This window comes from Mesorhizobium sp. ArgA1, from assembly GCF_053714375.1.
The window spans coordinates 116,127-133,719 of sequence record NZ_JBSKBQ010000001.1 but is presented as its reverse complement, the minus strand read 5'-3'; the positions used below and the strand labels follow the sequence as shown (position 1 = coordinate 133,719).

Annotated in this window: 19 protein-coding genes; 16 read left to right on the top strand and 3 right to left on the bottom strand. The window is 63.8% G+C overall.

Going from position 1 to position 17,593, the window contains the following annotated elements:
• The first annotated feature begins 84 nt into the window (after positions 1-84).
• Genes pcaD through pobA form a run of 6 tightly spaced genes read left to right on the top strand, consistent with a single transcriptional unit; the run spans position 85 to position 4,896 of the window.
• Positions 85-894 carry a 3-oxoadipate enol-lactonase gene (gene pcaD / locus ACWGTI_RS00605; protein WP_454585322.1) on the top strand — a complete coding sequence of 270 codons (810 nt, stop codon included), beginning with the start codon at positions 85-87 and terminating at the stop codon, positions 892-894.
• A complete protein-coding gene (pcaC, locus tag ACWGTI_RS00600) occupies positions 887-1,300 on the top strand; it encodes a 4-carboxymuconolactone decarboxylase (protein WP_454574764.1) in 414 nt (137 codons plus the stop codon). Before pcaD ends, pcaC begins: the two co-directional genes overlap by 8 nt.
• Positions 1,290-2,045 carry a protocatechuate 3,4-dioxygenase subunit beta gene (gene pcaH, locus ACWGTI_RS00595; protein ID WP_454586453.1) on the top strand — a complete coding sequence of 252 codons (756 nt, stop codon included), beginning with the start codon at positions 1,290-1,292 and terminating at the stop codon, positions 2,043-2,045. The genes pcaC and pcaH overlap by 11 nt, the downstream gene beginning before the upstream one ends.
• Positions 2,045-2,659 carry a protocatechuate 3,4-dioxygenase subunit alpha gene (gene pcaG, locus ACWGTI_RS00590; RefSeq protein WP_454585321.1) on the top strand — a complete coding sequence of 205 codons (615 nt, stop codon included), beginning with the start codon at positions 2,045-2,047 and terminating at the stop codon, positions 2,657-2,659. Before pcaH ends, pcaG begins: the two co-directional genes overlap by 1 nt.
• 12 nt (positions 2,660-2,671) lie before the next feature.
• Positions 2,672-3,724, top strand: a complete 1,053-nt coding sequence (locus tag ACWGTI_RS00585) for a 3-carboxy-cis,cis-muconate cycloisomerase (protein ID WP_454585320.1) — start codon at positions 2,672-2,674, stop codon at positions 3,722-3,724.
• On the top strand, positions 3,724-4,896 hold the full coding sequence (pobA, locus tag ACWGTI_RS00580) for a 4-hydroxybenzoate 3-monooxygenase (protein WP_454585319.1): 1,173 nt from the start codon (positions 3,724-3,726) through the stop codon (positions 4,894-4,896). The genes ACWGTI_RS00585 and pobA overlap by 1 nt, the downstream gene beginning before the upstream one ends.
• A gap of 13 nt (positions 4,897-4,909) precedes the next feature.
• Here the strand turns inward: pobA and pcaF are convergent, their stop codons facing one another.
• From pcaF to ACWGTI_RS00565, 3 genes are read right to left on the bottom strand one after another with little or no spacing between them, the layout of a single operon-like run.
• Complete coding sequence (gene pcaF / locus ACWGTI_RS00575; RefSeq protein ID WP_454586452.1) at positions 4,910-6,115, bottom strand: 3-oxoadipyl-CoA thiolase; 1,206 nt, start codon at positions 6,113-6,115, stop codon at positions 4,910-4,912.
• Position 6,116: 1 nt separating this feature from the next.
• Positions 6,117-6,905 carry a CoA-transferase subunit beta gene (locus ACWGTI_RS00570; RefSeq protein ID WP_454585318.1) on the bottom strand — a complete coding sequence of 263 codons (789 nt, stop codon included), beginning with the start codon at positions 6,903-6,905 and terminating at the stop codon, positions 6,117-6,119.
• Positions 6,902-7,759 carry a CoA transferase subunit A gene (locus tag ACWGTI_RS00565; RefSeq protein ID WP_454585317.1) on the bottom strand — a complete coding sequence of 286 codons (858 nt, stop codon included), beginning with the start codon at positions 7,757-7,759 and terminating at the stop codon, positions 6,902-6,904. The genes ACWGTI_RS00570 and ACWGTI_RS00565 overlap by 4 nt, the downstream gene beginning before the upstream one ends.
• A 116-nt stretch (positions 7,760-7,875) precedes the next feature.
• Between ACWGTI_RS00565 and ACWGTI_RS00560 the strand changes: the two genes are divergently transcribed.
• From ACWGTI_RS00560 to ACWGTI_RS00515, 10 genes are all read left to right on the top strand, one after another.
• The gene (locus ACWGTI_RS00560; RefSeq protein WP_454585316.1) at positions 7,876-8,646 is read left to right on the top strand and encodes an IclR family transcriptional regulator domain-containing protein; all 771 of its coding nucleotides are present in this window, start codon (positions 7,876-7,878) and stop codon (positions 8,644-8,646) included.
• A gap of 147 nt (positions 8,647-8,793) precedes the next feature.
• The gene (locus ACWGTI_RS00555) at positions 8,794-9,519 is read left to right on the top strand and encodes a GntR family transcriptional regulator (protein WP_454585315.1); all 726 of its coding nucleotides are present in this window, start codon (positions 8,794-8,796) and stop codon (positions 9,517-9,519) included.
• 3 nt (positions 9,520-9,522) lie between these two features.
• On the top strand, positions 9,523-10,557 hold the full coding sequence (locus ACWGTI_RS00550; RefSeq protein ID WP_454585314.1) for an ADP-ribosylglycohydrolase family protein: 1,035 nt from the start codon (positions 9,523-9,525) through the stop codon (positions 10,555-10,557).
• The gene (locus ACWGTI_RS00545; RefSeq protein ID WP_454585313.1) at positions 10,554-11,522 is read left to right on the top strand and encodes a PfkB family carbohydrate kinase; all 969 of its coding nucleotides are present in this window, start codon (positions 10,554-10,556) and stop codon (positions 11,520-11,522) included. Before ACWGTI_RS00550 ends, ACWGTI_RS00545 begins: the two co-directional genes overlap by 4 nt.
• A gap of 40 nt (positions 11,523-11,562) precedes the next feature.
• Positions 11,563-12,624, top strand: coding sequence for an ABC transporter substrate-binding protein (locus ACWGTI_RS00540; RefSeq protein WP_454585312.1), 1,062 nt, complete (start codon positions 11,563-11,565; stop codon positions 12,622-12,624).
• 67 nt (positions 12,625-12,691) lie between these two features.
• Entirely contained in the window at positions 12,692-13,561 is an 870-nt protein-coding gene (locus ACWGTI_RS00535; protein WP_454585311.1) for an ABC transporter permease, read from the top strand.
• Positions 13,561-14,349 carry an ABC transporter permease gene (locus ACWGTI_RS00530; protein WP_454585310.1) on the top strand — a complete coding sequence of 263 codons (789 nt, stop codon included), beginning with the start codon at positions 13,561-13,563 and terminating at the stop codon, positions 14,347-14,349. The genes ACWGTI_RS00535 and ACWGTI_RS00530 overlap by 1 nt, the downstream gene beginning before the upstream one ends.
• A complete protein-coding gene (locus tag ACWGTI_RS00525) occupies positions 14,349-15,416 on the top strand; it encodes an ABC transporter ATP-binding protein (RefSeq protein ID WP_454585309.1) in 1,068 nt (355 codons plus the stop codon). The genes ACWGTI_RS00530 and ACWGTI_RS00525 overlap by 1 nt, the downstream gene beginning before the upstream one ends.
• Before the next feature lie 107 nt (positions 15,417-15,523).
• Entirely contained in the window at positions 15,524-16,612 is a 1,089-nt protein-coding gene (locus ACWGTI_RS00520) for a Gfo/Idh/MocA family protein (protein ID WP_454585308.1), read from the top strand.
• A 58-nt stretch (positions 16,613-16,670) separates the two neighbouring features.
• Positions 16,671-17,585 carry a sugar phosphate isomerase/epimerase family protein gene (locus ACWGTI_RS00515; RefSeq protein ID WP_454585307.1) on the top strand — a complete coding sequence of 305 codons (915 nt, stop codon included), beginning with the start codon at positions 16,671-16,673 and terminating at the stop codon, positions 17,583-17,585.
• The last annotated feature ends 8 nt before the right edge of the window (positions 17,586-17,593 follow it).

Here is a 17,593-nt window from a genome sequence, read left to right as displayed (position 1 = left end):
AACCTCTCAGTTAATGAAACGCCGCAAAATATCATTTTACCAAACCAAATGCCTTGTGCAATGTGAACACGGAGGATCGAAATCGTGCCATTCGTCAACATTGGCGGCATCACGCTGCACCATCGCCACCTCAAGGCGGAGGGCAATGCGCGACCGGTCGTGTTCATCAATTCGCTCGGTACCGACTTTCGCATCTGGGACGAAGTGGTGTCTGAATTGAACGCTGACATGCCCTTGCTGGTTTACGACAAGCGCGGCCACGGGCTCTCCGATATTGGCGGCGTCTCCACGATTGACGACCATGTCGATGATCTCTCCGGCCTCATCGATCATTTCGGGCTGACCAATGTCGTGCTCTGCGGCCTGTCGGTCGGCGGCCTGGTCGCGCAAGGGTTTTACGCGCGACGCCCCGAAATCGTCGAAGGCCTCATCCTATGCGACACCGCGCACAAGATCGGCACGCTCGACAGCTGGAACACCCGCATTGAAACAGTCGAAAGCAAAGGCATCCAGGCGGTCGCCGATCCCATCCTTAAAATGTGGTTCACGCCGGCCTTTCATGCGGAGCGTGTCGCCGAGCTCGACGGCTATTGGAACATGATGACCCGGCAAGCCGTCACTGGTTACGTTGGCACATGTGCTGCCGTGCGCGATGCGGATTTCACCGAAGTTGCGCAGGCCATCGCTGTGCCGACGCTGTGCGTCGTCGGCGACCAGGACGGCTCGACGCCGCCGGACCTCGTGCGCTGGATGGCAGACCTGATCCCCGGCGCGCGCTTCGAGATTATCCGGGATGCCGGCCACATCTCTTGCGTCGAGCAGCCCGGGGCGCTGATCGCCCTGATCCGAGAATTCGTCGCTTCGCTTCCTCAGAGAAAGCAGATCCATGGATGAAGTGTCCAAGACCACGACCAGATACCGGACCGGGCTGACAGTGCGGCGCTCGGTGCTCGGCGACCCGCATGTCGACCGCAGCGAGGATGCCGTCACCGATTTCGACCGGCCGTTCCAGGAACTGATCACCGAGGCAGCCTGGGGGACGGTGTGGGCGCGGCCGGGTTTTAGCAAGCGCGAGCGCTCGATCGTGACGCTGGCCCTGCTGGCAGCACTTGGCCATGATGAAGAGGTCGCCATGCATGTGCGCGCCACCGCCAACACCGGCGCGTCGCGTGACGACATCTGCGAAGCGTTCCTGCATGTCGCCATCTATGCCGGCGTGCCTGCGGCCAACCGTGCCTTCAGGATCGCCAAGGAGGTGTTTTCGGACATGGACGGAAGCAGGAATGGCCATGCCAGCTGATGCCGGCTCGAACCGCAGGCCCGAGACCGGCGCCTTCTTCCAGCGCGACCGGAGCTGGCATCCGCCGGCGCTGACGCCGGACTACAAGACATCGGTGCTGCGCTCGCCGCAGAAGGCGCTGCTGGCCTTCGACAACACGGCGTCGGAAATCACCGGGCCGGTGTTCGGCCACGCCATGCTCGGCGAACTCGACAATGATCTGATCCACAATTTCGCCAAGCCAGGCGAAAGCGCCATCGGCGAGCGCATTATCGTCTATGGCCGGGTGCTCGACGAGCGCGGCGTTGGCGTGCCAGGCGCGCTGCTTGAATTCTGGCAGGCAAATGCGGGCGGCCGCTACCGCCACAAGAAGGACGGCTATCTTGCACCGCTCGATCCGAATTTCGGCGGCTGCGGCCGCACCATCACCGACGCCGATGGCGGCTATGCCTTTCGCACGGTCAAGCCCGGCCCCTATCCCTGGCCGAACGGGCCGAATGACTGGCGGCCCTCGCATATCCATTTCTCGGTGTTCGGCCATGGTTTTGCACAGCGGCTGATCACGCAAATGTACTTTGAAGGCGACCCGTTGATCTGGCGCTGCCCAATCGTCGGCGGCATCCGCGACAAAGCGGCAATCGAAACGTTGATCGCCGCGCTCGACATGCAGACGACGGTCCCGTTCGACGCGCGTGCCTACAAGTTCGACATCGTGCTGCGCGGACGTCGCGCGTCGCTGTTCGAAAACCGGCCGGAGGGCAATTGATGGCTCAGGCGCTCACCCGGCTGAAGGAGAGCCCGTCACAGACGGCCGGGCCTTATGTGCATATCGGACTGACGCCGAATTTCGGCGGCATCGGCGGCGTCTATGCCAGCGACCTCGGCGCCTCGATGATCAACGACAAGACCCGGGGTGAGCGGATCGGCCTGCGGATCCGGGTGCTCGACGGCACCGGCACGCCGCTCCGGGACGCGCTGATCGAGATCTGGCAGGCGGATGCCGACGGCCTTTACAATTCGCTGGCCGAATTGAGTGGCGATGCCGATCCGGATTTCCAGGGCTGGGGCCGCCAGCCGACCGACATGGAAACCGGCCTGTGCAGTTTTCAGACGATCAAGCCCGGGCGCGTGCCTTATGGGGACGGACGGTTGATGGCGCCGCATATCAGCCTGTGGATCGTCGCGCGCGGCATCAATATCGGTCTCCACACGCGGCTCTATTTCTCTGACGAGGAAAAGGCCAATGCCGAGGATCCGATCCTGGCCCGCATCGAGCACAAGGTGCGCGTGCCGACGCTGATCGCCGAGCGGCAAGGCGACAACTATATTTTCGACGTCCATCTCCAGGGGGAGAAGGAAACGGTCTTCTTCGACAGCTAGGAGACCAGAGACATGACCGTATCGCCCTTCGACCATCCGCTGCTGTCCGGCCTGCTCGGCGACGAGGAGGCGGCGCGGCATTTTTCCGCCGATGCGGAAATCGCCGCCATGCTCGATTTCGAGCGCGCGCTGGCGGAAGCGGAAGCCGAAAGCGGGATCATCCGCATGGATGCCGCGGCGGCGATCGTGTCTGTCCTGTTGTCCTACAAGCCGGATACCACGCGGTTGCGCGCCGGGGTGGCGAAGGACGGCGTGATCGCTCCCGAACTGGTGCGCCAGTTGAAGGCAGCAGTCGGGGCGCCGCACGACGCAAGTGTTCATTTCGGCGCAACCAGCCAGGATGTCATCGACACAGGTTTGATGCTTCGGCTGCGCCGGGTGATCGAACATCTCGACCTGCTGCTGACCGAAAACATTGTGCGGCTGGCAGCACTGGACGAGCGTTTTGGCGGCAGGGCGTTGACCGCCATGACGCGGATGCAGCCGGCGATACCTATAAACGTGTCGGACCGGGCTGCGGCGTGGCGTGCGCCGCTGCAACGGCATCAGCAAAGACTGTCGGAGCAATCCGGGCGCCTGCTTGTGGTGCAATTTGGCGGCGCCGCCGGCACCCTGGAAAAGCTCGGGGACCAGGGACCTGCGGTGCGCGCGGCGCTTGCCGCAAAGCTCGGCCTTGGCGACGCGCCGCAATGGCACAGCCAGCGCGATGCGCTCGCCGAGTTCGCAGGTTGGCTGTCGCTTGTTACCGGCAGCCTCGGCAAGTTCGGCCAGGATGTTGCGCTGATGGCGCAGGCGGGGGCGGACATCAAGCTGTCCGGCGGCGGCGGCTCGTCGGCCATGCCGCACAAGCAGAACCCGGTGAAGGCGGAGGTGCTGGTGACGCTGGCGCGCTTCAACGCCACGCAGCTCTCCGGCATGCATCAGGCGTTGGTGCATGAGCAGGAGCGCTCGGGCGCTGTCTGGACGCTGGAATGGCTGCTCTTGCCACAAATGGCGGTTGCGACCGCGGCTGCACTACGGCTTGCCGCCGAACTTGCCGGACAGATCGAAAGCCTGGGGCACTGATGCGCACAAAAATCGTCATCGTGGGCTCCGGACCGTCCGGCTTGTTGCTCGGTCAGCTTCTCGGCGGCATCGGCGTCGAGACGGTGATCCTCGAGCGCTCGAGCCGGGAGCACGTGCTTGGCCGCGTGCGGGCAGGGGTGCTCGAACAGGGCACCGTCGAGTTGCTGGAGCAGGCCGGAGCCGCAGCAAGGCTGCACGCCGAGGGCCTGTCGCATTCCGGTATCTCACTTGCCTTCGGCGGTGGTCTGCACCGGCTTGATCTCACGGCGCTGACCGGTGGCAAGCACGTCACCGTCTATGGCCAGACCGAGGTGACGCATGATCTGATGGACAAACGCGAGGCGGGGGGGCTGGTCACCGTCTACGAGGCGGCAAATGTCGCGCTGCACGGTTTCGACGGCGAGGCGCCTTTCGTCACCTATGACAAGGACGGCGTCAGCCATCGCATCGATTGCGACTTCATCGCCGGCTGCGACGGCTATCACGGCATCAGCCGCAAATCGGCGCCCGAGCGCGCGCTGAAAACCTTCGAGCGGACCTACCCGTTTGGTTGGCTCGGCGTGCTGGCGGAGGTTCCGCCGGCCGATCACGAACTGGTCTACGCCAATCACGAGCGCGGCTTTGCGTTGTGCTCGATGCGCTCGACCCATCGCAGCCGCTACTATGTGCAGGTTCCGGCCGATGAGAGCATCGAAGCCTGGAGCGACGACCGCTTCTGGGATGAGTTGCGCCGCCGCCTGCCGGAACAGACCGCTGCCGCCGTCGTCACCGGCCCGTCCTTCGAAAAATCGATCGCGCCGCTGCGCTCCTTCGTCGCCGAGCCGATGCGCTTCGGCCGGCTGTTCCTGGTTGGCGACGCCGCCCATATTGTGCCGCCGACGGGAGCCAAGGGGCTAAACCTCGCCGCCAGCGACGTGCGCTATCTCTTTGCCGGGCTTCGCGAATTCTATCTGGAGAAATCAACTGCGGGGCTGGACGCCTATTCAGCCAAAGCGCTGGCGCGGGTCTGGAAGGCGGTGCGCTTCTCCTGGTGGATGACCACGATGCTGCACCGCTTTCCCGATACGGGTGAGTTCGGCCAGCGCATCCAGGAGGCCGAGCTCGACTATCTCGTGCGTTCGCAGGCGGCGTCGACCGCTCTTGCCGAGAACTACGTCGGGCTGCCCTATTGATCGGTGGAAGCCGTCAAACCCGCTCGAGCGCCACTGCGATGCCCTGGCCGACGCCGATGCACATGGTGGCCAGCGCATAGCGGCCGCCGCGCTCGCGCAGTTCAAGCGCCGCAGTACCTGATATGCGCGCGCCTGACATGCCGAGCGGATGGCCAAGCGCAATGGCGCCGCCATTGGGATTGACGTAATCCGCGTCCTCGCCGATGCCGAGCTGGCGCAGCACGGCTATGCCCTGCGAGGCGAAGGCTTCGTTGAGTTCGATGACATCGAATTGCTGCGGCGTCAGGCCGAGGCGGGTACACAGCTTTTTCGTCGCCGGCGCGGGGCCGATGCCCATGATGCGCGGCGCCACGCCGGCGGCAGCGCCGCCGAGGATGCGGGCGATCGGCGTCAGGCCGTATTTCGTTATTGCTGCTTCCGAGGCGATGACCAGCGCCGCGGCGCCATCGTTGACGCCCGACGCGTTGCCGGCGGTGACCGTGCCGCCTTGGCGGAACGGCGTCGGCAATTTCGCCAGCGACTCGACCGTGGTTCCCGCGCGGGGATGTTCATCCTTGGAGACGACTACAGCATCGCCTTTCTTCTGCGGGATGGTCACCGGCGTGATCTCCTTCGCCAGCCGGCCATTGGCTTGCGCGGCGACGGCCTTGTCCTGGCTGCGTACGGCAAATGCATCCTGGTCGGCGCGCGACACCTTGTAATGCTCGGCGACATTCTCGCCGGTCTCTGGCATGGAATCGACGCCGTATTGCGCCTTCATCAGCGGGTTGATGAAACGCCAACCGATAGTGGTGTCGTGGATTTCGGCATGGCGTGAAAAGGCGGTCTCGGCCTTGGGCATGACATAGGGAGCGCGGCTCATCGATTCGACGCCGCCGGCGATCATCAATTCGGCCTCGCCCGCCTTGATAGCGCGGGCAGCTATGGTGACGGCATCCATGCCGGAGCCGCAGAGGCGATTGACGGTCGAGCCTGACACTTCCTTCGGCAGTCCGGCCAAAAGCAGCGACATGCGCGCGACATTGCGGTTGTCCTCGCCGGCCTGGTTGGCGCAGCCGTAGACGACGTCGTCGATAGCCTGCCAGTCGATGCCGGAATTGCGCTCGATCAGTGCCTTCAGGGGGACGGCGCCGAGATCGTCGGCACGCACTGAGGACAGAGAACCGCCAAAACGGCCGATCGGGGTGCGGATGTAGTCGCAGATGAAGGCCTCGGCCATGTCATGCAGCCTTTTCTTTTCCGCTTCCTTCATGCGCCGCCTTGGTGCGGGCCTGCAGGTCGCGCAATGTCGTGAGCTCAAGCGTGGTCGGCGCCGGCGTCTCTTCAAGTGCGTCGGCGAATTTCACCACCCAACCGCAGGTGTCCTGCACCTCACGGCGCGTCACGCCGGGATGCAGAGACACGACGGTGAATTCCTTGCTCACCGGGTCTGGCTTCCAGATGGCAAGGTCTGTGATCAGCAGCGTCGGTCCAGCGGTGTCGATGCCGAGGCGCCGGCGATGATCGCCGCCGTCGCCATGGCCGAAGGAGGTGAAGAAGTCGATCTTTTCGACCATGCCGCGCTTGGTTTGCGCCATGGTGATGTAGATCTCCTTCGACGAGGTGGCGATCTCCGGCGCGCCGCCGCCGCCGGGCAGGCGGGTCTTGGGGTGTGCATAGTCGCCGATGACGGTGGTGTTGATGTTGCCGAACTTGTCGAGCTGGGCGGCACCAAGGAAACCTATCGAGATGCGCCCGCCCTGCAGCCAGTAGCGGAACATCTCGGGCACCGAGACGGTGGTGACGGCAGTGTCGCAGAGTTCGCCGTCGCCGATCGACAGCGGCAACACGTCGGGCGCGGTGCCGATCGTGCCGCTTTCATAGATCAGCGTGATGTCGGGCGCATGCGTCAGCCGCGCGACATTGCAGGCGGCGGAGGGCGCGCCGATGCCAACGAAGCAGACATCGTCGTTCTTCAACGCGCGGCTGGCGGCAATCGTCATCATCTCGTTGGGGGTGAAGCCGCTCATGCCGCGCTCCTCAGATGCTCGACACGGGCCGCGAAATCGTCGGCCGTGCGTTCAATGACATTGGCCTGCATCCAGGTCTGGAATTTCTCCCGGTCGGCGGCGATCTCGTCCCATTCGAGATAGGCGGCGTTGTCGCGCGCATAATAGCCGTGCGTGTAGGAGGGATGCGAACCGCCGGGCACCACTGAGATCGCAGCGATCGTCCAGCGCGGCAGCACGGTCAGGTTGGGGTGCAGGTCGTCGAAATTGTCGACCACCTCCTCCACCGTCACCACGGCGCGTTTGGCCGCCAGCACTGCTTCCTTCTGGATGCCGACAATGCCTTCAACCAGCACATTGCCTTTTTTGTCGGCCTTTTGGGCATGGATGAAAGTGACGTCGGGGCGGATCGACGGAACAGCGGCCAGCGCTTCACCGGTGAACGGGCAAGTGAGCGACTTGATGTTGGGATTGACCGCTGTCAGCCCGGCGCCGCGATAGCCACGAAACACCGCGCAGGGCAGGCCGGCCGCACCAGCCTCATAGGCGTTGGCCATGCCGGCATGGCTGTGCTCCTCGATCTCGATGGAGCGGGGAAAGCCGTTCTCGATGGCGTCGCGGGCGCGGCGCAGCAGGCCGACGCCGGGATTGCCGACATAAGAGAAGACGATTTTCTTCGCCATGCCCATACCGATCATCTGGTCGTAGATCAGGTCGGGGGTCATGCGGATCAGGGTGAGATCGCGAAACCTCTGGCGGATCGCTTCATGTGCCGCCGCCGTCGGGATCAGATGGGTGAAGCCCTCGAACGCAACCGCATCGCCATCGTGCAGGTTCTCGGCCACAGCCTGTTTGAGCGGCAGGAATTTGACCATCGCAAGAAACTCCGGGCTCGAAAAGTTCGTATTGCGAACATTTGTTTTATATGGGATACTTTTATCCCAAATCGCCGCGTCGAGTCAATGGCGACGCATTGTTTCGTGGAGGCCGCATGGACGATGAGGGAACTTCGCGCGACCATGTCGGTTCGCTGGAACGCGGCCTTGCGGTCATGGAGATCCTTGCCAGGCATCCGGCGGGCCTGACGCTTACCGAGATGGCGGAGGAGGCGGGGCTGACCCGCGCCGGCGCGCGGCGATTTCTGCTGACGCTGACCGCGACGGGTTACGCGACGCAAGCCGGCCGGCTGTTCTCGCTATCGCCACGCCTGCTCACGGTCGTTCGCACCTGGCTTGGCGGCGCTTCGCTATGGACTTTTGCTGCGCCGATCATGCGTGAGCTGGCGGGCCAGTTCAATGAGGCCTGCAACGCGGCGGTGCTGTCTGGCGAGGAAGTCGTCTATGTCGCGCGCATACCCGGCCGTCGCATCCTCAGCGTATCGCTCGATGTCGGCACCAGGTTGCCGGCGCATTGCACCTCGATGGGGCGCGTCCTGCTTGCCGGCCTTGGCGCGGACGAACTGAAGTCCTTCCTTGCCCGGGCCAGGATCGAGCGGCGGACGCCGAAGACGATCACCAGCCGCGCAGCACTTGGCAAGGCGATCGACGTGGCGAGGGTGGATGGCTTTGCCCTCGTCGATGAGGAACTGGAGCTCGGCCTGCGCTCGATTGCCGTGCCGATTGCCGACCGATCCGGGCGGACGGTGGCGGCAATCAACATGTCGACCCAGTCGGCGCGGTTTTCGGTGGCAGAGATGGAGCGGGATATCCTGCCGGCGCTGCGGAAGGCCAAGCAGCGCGTCGAGGAATTCTTCTTCGTCTGAGGGGCTGGCAGTCGTCTGACGTTTGCCCCGCTCCGTCTCGGCCTCGCGAGCGGCAGAGCATATGCGTGAAACAAAATATACCGTTGACCGCTCGCCCAAAGTCCAATATTGAACAGGGTTATACAGGTTCATTGAACAGGTGCATATATGGCACGGCGATCGGTTCAACTGTCTCCCGGCACGGGCAAGCCCGAGCAGATCGCCACTGTTCTCGAACATGAAATCCGCTCCGGCGTGCTCGGCTTCGGCGACCGCTTGCAAAGCGAGAACGAACTCGTCCAGCGCTTTTCCGTCAGCCGCAATACGGTCCGCAAGGGGCTGGAGGAACTGTCCAGCCGCGGGCTGATCACCACCAAGGTCGGCATCGGTTCCTTCGTGACTTTCGACGGCAAGCCCGTCGATGACGCCATCGGCTGGTCACGGGCACTGGCCGATGCCGGCGCCAATGCCGAGACGCGCACACTGCGGCTCGAAGTGATCGAGGATGCCGAGCTTGCGGCGCTGCTCGGCATAGACAGCCCATCCTTCATTGCCGTCGACCGGGTGCGCACCAATGCCAGCGACGGCCATGCCATTTCCATCGAGCGCAGCCGCCTGCCGCTGTCGCCCGAACTGGAGGATGTGCCGCTGCGCGGTCTGCGCGAAGGTTCGCTGCACCAGACGCTGCGCGGCGCAGGCCTCGTTCCCGACCATGGCGAGGAATGGGTCGATATCGAAATGCTCAATGCCGAGGACGCCGCCATACTCGGCTGTCCGCAAGGCACGCCCTTCCTGCGCGGCCGTCGGCTGACGCGCGCGGCCGACGAGCGGCCGATCGAATACGTCACCAGCCTGCTCAACCCGGCGCATTTCGCGCTGCATATGAGGTTCTGAGCGATGGCGGATAACACCAAAGCCATTCTCGATCGCGCCATGGGTGCGCTTGTCGGTGGCGCGCTGGGCGATGCGCTCGGCATGCCGACACAGCTTTTGTCGCCAGCCCGCATTGCCGAACTTTACGGCCATGTCGAGGATTTCATCGCGCCTTTCGCTGACCATCCGGTGTCGAAAGGGCTCGTGGCCGGCACCGTCACCGACGACACGGAGCAGGCGTTGCTGCTTGGCCGCATTCTGGTCGAGTCCGGCGACCGCTTCGATCATACGCGCTGGGTCAATGCGCTGCTCGACTGGGAGCGCGAGGTCAAGGCGCGGGGCAGCTATGATCTGCTCGGACCGTCAACCAAGCGGGCCATCGACGCCATCAACGATGGCGTTGCGCCGGAAGAGGCGGGAAGCCGTGGCGACACCAATGGCGCGGCGATGCGCATCGCGCCGGTCGGCATCATGATGCCGCTGGAACCGCTCGATGCTTTTGTCGCCAAGGTGGCGGAAACCTGCCGGGCAACGCACAACACCACGATTGCCATTGCGTCGGCCGCCGCCGTCGCCGCCGCCATCAGCCGCGGCATTGCCGGTGGCGACTGGCGCGCCGCTTCCGACAGCGCGGTCGCGGCGGCGCGGCGAGGGGCCAAGCTCGGAAACTGGGTGACCGGCGGCGACATCGCCGCGCGGATCGTCTGGGCGCAGGACATCGTGCGCGGCAAGACGATGCGTGACGGAATCCTGCTGATCACCGATCTGGTCGGCACCGGCGTTGCCAGCCAGGAGTCGGTTCCGGCGGCCTTCGCGGTGCTGGAAATCGCCGGCGGTGACGCATGGCGGGCGGCCGTCATCAGCGCCAATCTCGGCGGCGACACCGACACGATCGGCGCCATCGCCGCAGGCATGGCCGGCGCCTGCGTTGGCCTTTCGCGGCTGCCGCCAAAACACATTGCGCGGCTTGTCGGCATCGACATCGCCGAGGTGCGCCCGCTTGCCGAAGACCTCGTCGCGGCGCGCATGGCGAAGGCCAGCAAGGACGCTGCGGCATGAGCGGGCGCCTGGTTCATATTGGCAGCGCGGTGGTCGACTATGTCTACCGCATCGACGCCTTGCCGGCGCCAGGGAGTGAGAAGACGGCGTCGAGCTTCGAGCAGGTCGCCGGCGGCGGTTTCAATATGATTGTCGCGGCCCGCCGCACCGGCATGACGGTGGTGTTCGGTGGCCAACTCGGCAGCGGACCGAATGGGGATTTTCTGCGGGCAGCGTTCGCTCGCGAGGGCATCGACACGCTGACGCCGCCTTCGCCGATCATGGACACCGGCAATTGCGTCGCCATGATCTCGGGGGATGCCGAGCGTACCTTCGTTTCCTGGCCGGGCGCGGAGAGTGTCCTCAGCCTCGCCATGATGGCGCCCGTTGTCGTTGCGTCCGGCGACTGGGTGTTCACCTCGGGCTACACGCTGAGCTATCCCGGCAGTCGCGACGCGCTGGTCGATTGGATCGAAGCGCTGCCGGCGGACATTCCCTTCGTCTTCGATCCGACGCCCGTCGTCGCCGACATCGTGCGCCCCATCCTGTCGCGCGTGCTTGCCCGCACGACATGGCTAAGCTGCAACACCACGGAAGCGGCCGAGATTGCTGGGCAAGGCGATGTTGAAACATTGGCTATCCGACTGCTTGCCGATCATTGCCCGAAGGCCGCGGGAGTCGTCATCCGCGCCAGCGCCCAGGGCTGCTTCGTGCGGCTGGCCAGCGGCGAGACGCAGACCATTGCCGGCTTCAAAGTCGATGCCATCGATACCAACGGCGCCGGCGACACCCATATTGGCGCGTTCGTCAGCGCCTTGTCGCTCGGCGCGCATCCCTTCGAGGCGGCGCGCTACGCCAATGCGGCGGCGGCGCTCTCGGTCACCCGCCATGGCGGGTCGTCGGCGCCGACCGATCGGGAGATCCAGGAATTCCTGCGCCATGACGGCCGCTCCGCGACCGCGCATGGCCGGAGGCAAGAGGCCTAAACAAGCCCCGCCAAGCGGGCAAACAATGAGAGGAACGAACATGCGCATGCCCAGACTGAACTTGATGCTTGCGGCGACCGCCGTCATCACCTCCACGCTCACGCTGGCCGCCAGTGCGGCGGACGTCCACGTCCTCAACTGGAAGGGTTACGGCGCCGACGAGCCGTGGGCCATCGAGGCTTTCGAAAAGGCGACCGGCAACAAGGTCATCAACGACTTCTTCAATTCCGAACAGGAAATGCTGACCAAGATCCGGACCAATCCCGGCCTCTACGACGTGGTCATGATCAACGCCGCCTTCAATGACCAGGCGATGGCCGAAAAGCTGATCCAGCCGATCGACGTCTCGAAGCTGCCGAACTATGCCGACATCAGCAAGGACAAGGCGCAATCGCCGATGCTCGACCACGACGGCAAGGTCTATGGCGTGCCGTGGGTGTGGGGCCTGACCGCGCTCGCCATCAACGAGAAATCCTTCGACAAGGCGCCGACCTCGATCGCGGAAATGTGGGATCCGGCGCATAAGGGCCGAGTCGTCATCCGCGACGACGCTGTCGAGGCGGTGCAGTTCGGCGCCATCGCCACCGGCCAGAACATCAACGACATCAAGGATATGGACGCGGTCAAGACGAAGCTGACCTCGCTGATGCCGCAAATCAAGACTTTCTGGAGCTCCGAGAACGACTGGAACCAGATGGTCGCCTCCAACCAGATCGACATCGGCACCTATTGGAGCGGCTCGGCCGACCGTGCCAAGACACATTTCAAGCTGCCGGTGTCGCTGGTCATCCCGCAGGAAGGCTCAGTCGCCTGGCTCGACGCCTTTTCCATTCCGACCGGCTCCAAGAACGTCGCCGGCGCCGAGGCCTTCATCAACTACATGATCGACCCGAAATTCTACGTCGAATGGGTCACCAAGGTCGGTGCTCCGGTGTCCGCGAATACCAAGGCTGTGGCAGCGTTGCCCGAGGACGCCTTCAACCGCCAGGTGATGGGCGACCCCGAGGTCGCCAAGCGCATCCAGTTCCAGGCGCCGATCACCGACGCTCAGCGCGAAGCCTATCTGGCGCTGTGGCAGCAGCTCAAGGTCGACGTGAAATAAGTTCACGTCCGAAAACCGGCCGGCGGTCTGCGCCGACCGGCCGTTCCATCCTGGGGAGGAGGGTATCATGGCTTTAGGGGGCGCGGTCGCGTCGCGCAGCGGGCTGAGATCTGCCCTGCCGCTGTTGGCGCCGGCCTATCTGTGGCTGACCGTGGCGATCTTCCTGCCGCTGTCGGCCATGGTGTTCTTCTCGTTCATGACCGACCTGCCGCTGTCGGGAAAGCCTTGGGCGTTCACCCTTGGCAACTACGCGGCTTTCTTCTCGCAGAGTCTCTATCTGACGCTGCTGCTCGCTTCGCTGCGTCTCGGCCTGGAAGTGACGCTTTGGTGCGTCGTCATCGGCTATCCTGCGGCCTATGTGCTGGCCAAGGTGCTGAAGGGGCGCAGCCGAGAGGCGATCTTCCTGCTGGTCATCCTGCCCTTCTGGTCAAACGGTTTGGTGCGCATCTTCTCCTGGGCGATGGTTTTGCGCGAAGGCGGCATTCTCGACACGGCGCTCAACGCCGTGCTGCCGTTCACGATCAACATCGATCTGATGTATTCCTATCCCGCCGTCATCATCGGGCTCGTGCACTCCTACGTGCCCTACATGGTGCTGACCTGTTATCTTACGCTTCAAGCCATCGACGACTCGCTGATCGAGGCCGGACGTTCGCTCGGCGCCTCGCGGCTGCAGGTGTTGAAGCGGGTGATCATCCCGCTGTCGATGCCCGGACTGGTGGCTGGAGCCGCACTCATCTTCGTGCCGGTCGTCGGCTCGTTCATGGAGCCGCGCATCCTCGGCGGGCGCACCGGCACCTTCTACGGCACGGTCATCGAGGATCAGTTCGTCGCCGTGTTCAACTGGCCGTTGGGGGCGGCGCTGTCCTTCATCCTGCTTGCGGTCGTGCTGGTCATATTGGCGGTGGCGTCGCCAGTGTTGAAGAGGGCTGCGTGATGATGACGACGCGCATCCTCGAAGGGCTCGGCCGCTTCTATGTCGGCCTGCTGCTCGCCTTCCTCTATCTGCCCATCATCATCATGGCGCTGATGTCGTTCAACGTCTCGCCCTTCTATCAATTGCCGTTCGAGTGGACGACGGAGTGGTACGCCTCTTTCTGGCAAAACGACCAGCTGATCGCTGCGACCTGGAACAGCCTCGAGATCGCAATCATCACCACGCTCATCTGCGTGGTGCTGGGCACGGCGGCGTCGCTGGCGCTTTACCGCTACGATTTCCGCGGCAAGAAATTCCTGCAGGCGCTGCTCTTCCCGCCGATCGCCATTCCGTGGCTGATCACCGGCACCGCGATGCTGATCTTCTTTTTCGGCATTGGCATCGGTCGCGGCCTTTTCGCCATCCTGCTTGGTCATGTCGCGCTGGCGCTGCCCTATGTCATCGTCGTCGTCTCGGCCCGGCTGCAGACCTTCGCGCCGGAATTGGAAGAGGCGGCGCGCTCGCTCGGCGCCAATCAGTGGCAGGTGACCAGCCGCGTCACGCTGCCCTGGATCATGCCGGGCGTCATTGCCGGTGGGCTGTTTGCCTTCGCTGTGTCGTTCGACCAGTTCGTCGTCTCCTATTTCCTGGCGACGCCGGGGCAGACGACGCTGCCGGTCGAAATCTATGCCGCGATCCGCAAAGGGTTCACGCCCGAGATCAATGCGGTCTCGACCATCATCATTGTCGTGTCGATGGCGCTGATGCTGCTCACGGCGCGCTTCTTCAAATTCGGCGGAGAGAAATAATGGCCGGCGTGCAGGTATCAAACGTCTCGCGCAGTTTTGGCGCGCACAAGGCGCTGGACGATGTCTCCATCGACTTTGCCGATGGCGGCTTCTACGCGCTGCTCGGGCCGTCGGGAAGCGGCAAGACCACGCTGCTCCGGCAAATCGCCGGCTTCGACTTTCCCGACTCCGGCCGCATCGCGATCGGCGGCGAAAGCGTGGAGCGCGTGCCGGTCGAGAAAAGGCGTATCGGCATGGTGTTCCAGAATTACGCGCTGTTTCCCAATATGAGCGTTGCCGACAATGTCGCCTTCGGCCTGTCAGTGCGCGGCGAAGCCAAGGCGGTAATCGCGAGCGAAGTCCAGCGCGCGCTCGATCTGGTGCAGCTTGGCAAGCTCGGCGAACGCCGGCCGCATCAGCTCTCCGGCGGTCAGCGCCAGCGCGTGGCGCTGGCGCGCGCCATCGTCACCAAGCCGCGCGTGCTGCTGCTCGACGAGCCGCTCGGCGCGCTGGACAAGGCGCTGCGCGTCGATATGCAGATTGAACTGAAGCGCATCCAGCGCGAGATCGGCATCACCACCATCTTCGTCACCCACGACCAGGAAGAGGCGCTGACGATGAGCGACCGCATCGGCATTTTGCGCGATGGCAGGCTGGTCCAGGAGGGACCGCCGGAGGAAATCTACGACAAGCCGAAGAGCGAGTTCGCCGCCACTTTCCTTGGTGACGCCAACATTTTTCGCGGCGATGCGACCGGCAACGGCATCCGGCTGCCGGACGGCACGGCGATTGCTGCCGGCATCGGTGACAGGCTCGCCGCCGGCGCCAAGGCGAGCTGCGCCGTGCGGCCCGAGCGCATCCGCATCGCCACCGATGCCAAGGCTGCGGATGCGGCCAATGCGAACGCCCTGAAGGGTCAGGTCTCCAAGCGTATCTTTGCCGGCAACAACAGCACCTATTTTGTCGAGCGCGCCGGCCAGACGCTGAAGGTCATCGTGCAGAACACAGGCAATGACCGGCTGGCCGAGGGCCAGCATGTGATGCTCAGTTGGTCGGCGGAAAGCACCGTGCTGATCGCCGCAAGCTAGGCCCCGCCCCATTGTAGCGCTACAGCGGTTCTGATGGGAATTGATGGAGCGGACCTTGGCTGATCGGCCGGCCATGGCGTTATATCCTGCCTCTACGGGAGGAATGGATGGCAGGCCAGGGTTTCGAGCCGGATGTAAGGGTTCGCAGCAGCGAATACCGGATCGGCTGCATCGGCGCCGGCATGATCATGGCCGAATGCCATCTCGCCGCCTATGCGCAGGCCGGCTTTCCCGTGGTGGCGATCGCCTCGCGGACCAAGGCCAGCGCCGAGAAAGTGGCGAAGCGCTGGAGCATTCCGACGGTCCACGACACACCGGAGCAGTTGATCGAAGACGACAGGGTCGAGATCGTCGACCTCGCCTTTCCGCCAGACCAGCAGCCGGCGCTGATCCGCCATGCGCTGAAGCAGAAACATATAAAGGCGATCCTGGCGCAGAAGCCGCTGGCGCTTTCGGTCGAGGAAGCGGTGAAAGTGCGCGACGAGGCAGCCAGGTCCGGCAAGATCCTCTCGGTCAACCAGAACATGCGCTACGACCAGTCGATGCGCGTGTTGAAGCAGATCATCGACAGCGGCGCGCTGGGCGAGATCGTCTTCGCGCAGATCGACATGCATGCGATCCCGCACTGGCAGACATTCTTGGCTGACTATGATCGTCTGACGCTCGCCAATATGAGCGTGCATCATCTCGACGTGCAGCGCTTCCTGTTCGGCGATCCCCAGGAGATCACCACGCTGACGCGCAAGGACCCGCGCACGACGTTCGATCATTTCGACGGCATCACCGTCTCGACGCTGCGCTTTCCATCCGGCGTGCTCGCCGTGTCGCTGGAGGATGTCTGGTCCGGCCCGCGCCAGGCCGGCTACAAGGACGACCAGCACATCAATTGGCGCGTCGACGGCACCAAGGGTGTCGCCAAGGGCACGATCGGCTGGCCGAAGGGCGTGGCCTCGACACTGACCTATGCCTCGACCGAGACGACCGGTGGAGAGTGGGTGAGCCCAAGCTGGGACACGATGTGGTTCCCGCACGCCTTCATAGGCGTGATGGAGCAATTGCAGCATGCGGTGAAGACAGGCACGCCGCCGGCGCTGTCGATCGCGGACAACGTCAAGACGATGGCACTGGTCGAGGCTGGCTATCGGTCGATGGCGGAAGGCCGCACCGTAAAACTGTCCGAGATCTCGATCGACTGAAACATCTTGCCGCCAAATAGCGTGGCGGCTGAATCGCTTACCGGGAGGAGTTCACATCATGATGCAGGCAGGGATCTTCACCGGCTACTTTCCCTACGAGCTCAAGGAGGCAGCCCGGCGCATCCGCGGGCTCGGTTTCAACACAGTGCAGCTCGACATGCATTTCAAGGATATCGATCTCACGGCCGGACAGATCACCAGGGATAAGGCAAGGACGGTGCGCGACACGTTCCGCGACCATAATCTGCCGGTCTGCTGTATCTCCGGCTACACCAACATCATCCACCCTGATAAGGCCGAGCGCGCAAAGCGCGTCGGTTATCTCAAGGAGATCATCCGCAACGCGCGCGACTTCGGCTCGCCCTATGTGATCTCGGAGACCGGCACCTACAACACCGAGTCCGACTGGGTGCATCACCCCAAGAACAAGACCGAGGAAGGGTTCGAGGAATGCCGCAGGGTGATCTCGGACCTTGCCCAGACCGCCTATGACGATGGCGCCGTGTTCCTGCTCGAAACCTATGTCAACAATGTCGTCGGCTCGGTCGAGGAGACGGTGAAGATGTTCGCGCAGGTCGACCATCCCGGCCTTGGCCTGTTGATGGACCCGACCAACTATTTCGAGGCGCACAACATCGACCGCATGGATCAGGTGCTGAACCAGGTGTTCGACACGCTGACCGACAAGATCAGGATCGCGCATGCCAAGGATGTGAAGCGCTCAGGCAGCGACAAGACGGAGAAGCATGCCGACATCGGCGATGCCGATGCGCATGAGGGGCTGACGTTCCGCGGCGTCGGCGAGATCGAATTGCCGGCGCCGGGTCTCGGTTCACTGAACTACGATCTCTATCTGAAGCGGCTCAGCGAAAAGCATCCGAACATTCCTGTTATCATCGAGCATCTGACCGAGGACGACGTGCCGCGCGCGAAGACATTCCTTGACGGGAAATTCCGCGCCAACGGGCTTTGAGGCAGGGC

Bases quoted from the DNA above. Each gene is read 5' to 3' on its own strand.
- pcaC (WP_454574764.1), top strand. From the start codon at position 887: ATGGATGAAGTGTCCAAGACCACGACCAGATACCGGACCGGGCTGACA.
- pcaH (WP_454586453.1), top strand. From the start codon at position 1,290: ATGCCAGCTGATGCCGGCTCGAACCGCAGGCCCGAGACCGGCGCCTTC.
- pcaG (WP_454585321.1), top strand. From the start codon at position 2,045: ATGGCTCAGGCGCTCACCCGGCTGAAGGAGAGCCCGTCACAGACGGCC.
- ACWGTI_RS00585 (WP_454585320.1), top strand. From the start codon at position 2,672: ATGACCGTATCGCCCTTCGACCATCCGCTGCTGTCCGGCCTGCTCGGC.
- pobA (WP_454585319.1), top strand. From the start codon at position 3,724: ATGCGCACAAAAATCGTCATCGTGGGCTCCGGACCGTCCGGCTTGTTG.
- pcaF (WP_454586452.1), bottom strand. From the start codon at position 6,115: ATGGCCGAGGCCTTCATCTGCGACTACATCCGCACCCCGATCGGCCGT.
- ACWGTI_RS00570 (WP_454585318.1), bottom strand. From the start codon at position 6,905: ATGAGCGGCTTCACCCCCAACGAGATGATGACGATTGCCGCCAGCCGC.
- ACWGTI_RS00565 (WP_454585317.1), bottom strand. From the start codon at position 7,759: ATGGTCAAATTCCTGCCGCTCAAACAGGCTGTGGCCGAGAACCTGCAC.
- ACWGTI_RS00560 (WP_454585316.1), top strand. From the start codon at position 7,876: ATGGACGATGAGGGAACTTCGCGCGACCATGTCGGTTCGCTGGAACGC.
- ACWGTI_RS00555 (WP_454585315.1), top strand. From the start codon at position 8,794: ATGGCACGGCGATCGGTTCAACTGTCTCCCGGCACGGGCAAGCCCGAG.
- ACWGTI_RS00550 (WP_454585314.1), top strand. From the start codon at position 9,523: ATGGCGGATAACACCAAAGCCATTCTCGATCGCGCCATGGGTGCGCTT.
- ACWGTI_RS00545 (WP_454585313.1), top strand. From the start codon at position 10,554: ATGAGCGGGCGCCTGGTTCATATTGGCAGCGCGGTGGTCGACTATGTC.
- ACWGTI_RS00540 (WP_454585312.1), top strand. From the start codon at position 11,563: ATGCGCATGCCCAGACTGAACTTGATGCTTGCGGCGACCGCCGTCATC.
- ACWGTI_RS00535 (WP_454585311.1), top strand. From the start codon at position 12,692: ATGGCTTTAGGGGGCGCGGTCGCGTCGCGCAGCGGGCTGAGATCTGCC.
- ACWGTI_RS00530 (WP_454585310.1), top strand. From the start codon at position 13,561: ATGATGACGACGCGCATCCTCGAAGGGCTCGGCCGCTTCTATGTCGGC.
- ACWGTI_RS00525 (WP_454585309.1), top strand. From the start codon at position 14,349: ATGGCCGGCGTGCAGGTATCAAACGTCTCGCGCAGTTTTGGCGCGCAC.
- ACWGTI_RS00520 (WP_454585308.1), top strand. From the start codon at position 15,524: ATGGCAGGCCAGGGTTTCGAGCCGGATGTAAGGGTTCGCAGCAGCGAA.
- ACWGTI_RS00515 (WP_454585307.1), top strand. From the start codon at position 16,671: ATGATGCAGGCAGGGATCTTCACCGGCTACTTTCCCTACGAGCTCAAG.